We start from the raw sequence: 1,861 nt of genomic DNA on the forward strand, positions 1-1,861 counted from the left end.
CGTGTTCAGGCGCAGGATCTCCGTCACGTGCGAGAGCCGTCCGTGCGGCTTGCCGGACTGGGTTGCCGCCAGGTCGAGTTCGGGGATGTTCTTGTCGCCGTTCGGGGTCCTGGAGATCAGCTTGCCGGTGACCGCGCTGCCGTCGGGGGCCACCCACTGCGGGGTGCCCGAGTTGGGCGCGGTGAAGCTGTGCGCGATGTTCCCCTGGAGCCGCGCGCTGACGTCGCGCTGGGCGAAGGCGAACTTGCCTGAGCCGTCATCGGCCTTCTTGCACTCGTAGATCTGCTGACCCTCGATCACCGAGGCCTGGAAGTTGGACGAAGCGAACCGGAAGTCGAAGCCGGTGGTGACCGTGTGGAGCTGTCCGCGGACCGCGCCACCCGGGAACTCGGCGGTGTGCAGGTTGGCGTAGAAGCCGCCCGGGTTCTGCTTCAACTCCGCCAGCAGGGCGGCGTCCTTGACCTGAACCGTGCCGGTCACGCTCTGGCCCTTGCTCGCGTCGAGCAGCTTCGTGAAGTCGACCTTGACCCCGCCGTTGGCGCCCCTGTCGCCCTGGTGGATGTGGAGCATGGTGGGCCTGTCCGTGCCGCGCCACTTGACCGTGACGGACACCTTGTCCCCCTTGACCTGGATGAACTCGAGCGCCGAGCCGTCCTTGTCACCGACCGCGGGCCCGCCCTGCACCGGCACCTCGTTCGCGCCGTTCAGGCTTGCCACGAAGATCGGACCACTGGTGGAACCGCTGTCGGCGGCAGCGGCCGGGAGCGTCGCGAAGGCCACCCCCGCGGATGCGGCGACGGCGACGCCGGAGGCGAGCAGGGCCCGGCGGTGGTGCGCGAGAGTACTGAAAGTGCCCATGATCCGAAATCTCCCCGTTTCCGAGCTGACGCCCCCTGCGTCAGCTTCTGGGCATGGATACGCGGTGAATCTCAGTCTGGACTCAATCCAACCTCTGCCCGAGTGTGTGACCTGCGTCACATCAGCATAGGATCGAGTGGAAGGGGACCCGGATCCGTATCCCTCAGTGGGATGACTCGGCATCACAAAGGGGGTCGCCATGTCCACGACCCGGTACAGCCCATCCCGGCACGTCAGGCGCGTCAGGCGCGTCAGCGGTTACGCCGCCGCCTGCGCCGCCGTCCTCGCACTCACCGCGTCCGGCTGCGGTGACAGCGGAGGCGACAGCGGCGACAAGAACGGCGGGAGCGACACCAAGAACTCCGCGACGCTCACCGCAGCCAAGGTCGACGACGTCGGCACGGTCGTCACCGACAGCAAGGGGTACGTCCTCTACCGCTTCGACGAGGACACCGCGAAGCCGCCCAAGTCCACCTGCAACGACACCTGCGCCAAGGTCTGGCCGGCCACACCCGCCCCCGGCACGGTCACCGTCAAGGGCATCGACAAGGACCTCGTCGGCACGGTCACGCGCGACGACGGCTCCAAGCAGCTCACCCTCGACGGCTGGCCGCTCTACACCTACGTCAAGGACGACGAACCGCGGGAGGCGCAGGGCCAGGGCGTGGACGGCACGTGGTTCGCCGTCACGCCGACCGGCGCGAAGGCGCAGAGCGCCACGGACCAGCCGGAGGACGAGGACTCCGGGGGCACGGGAGGCTACGGCTACTGACGGCCGCCGGCTCTCCTGACGGCTGCCGCCCCGAGCCCGGCCCGGGCGTCAGCCCGCCCGGTGCACCACCAGATCGCAGAGCTCGACGAGCGACGTCTTCGCGTCGCAGTCCCGCAGCGGTGCGAGCGTGTCCCGCGCCTCCTCCGCGAACCGCACGGTGTCCTTGCGGGCCTGCTCCAGGGCCGGGTGGACCCGCAGCCGCGCCAGCGCCTCGGCGTGCCGCGCGTCGTC

General features: G+C 69.5%; 2 protein-coding genes and 1 pseudogene. 1 reads left to right on the top strand and 2 read right to left on the bottom strand.

Annotated features, from left to right (window positions below; translation table 11 throughout):
- On the bottom strand, positions 1-858 hold an 858-nt coding region (locus ACZ5CR_RS44250; RefSeq protein WP_468869058.1), incomplete at its 3' end, for a CHRD domain-containing protein.
- A gap of 199 nt (positions 859-1,057) precedes the next feature.
- On the opposite strand from ACZ5CR_RS44250, the gene ACZ5CR_RS44255 reads away from it, so the two are divergent.
- Positions 1,058-1,630, top strand: a complete 573-nt coding sequence (locus tag ACZ5CR_RS44255; RefSeq protein WP_468869062.1) for a hypothetical protein — start codon at positions 1,058-1,060, stop codon at positions 1,628-1,630.
- Positions 1,631-1,678: 48 nt separating this feature from the next.
- Here the strand turns inward: ACZ5CR_RS44255 and ACZ5CR_RS44260 are convergent.
- Positions 1,679-1,861 (bottom strand): annotated as a pseudogene (locus ACZ5CR_RS44260) (polyprenyl synthetase family protein); the annotation flags it as partial.

The organism is Streptomyces sp. NPDC031274, from assembly GCF_055570235.1.

Coding starts and splice junctions, on each gene's coding strand:
- ACZ5CR_RS44255 (WP_468869062.1), top strand. CDS start 1,058: ATGTCCACGACCCGGTACAGCCCATCCCGGCACGTCAGGCGCGTCAGG.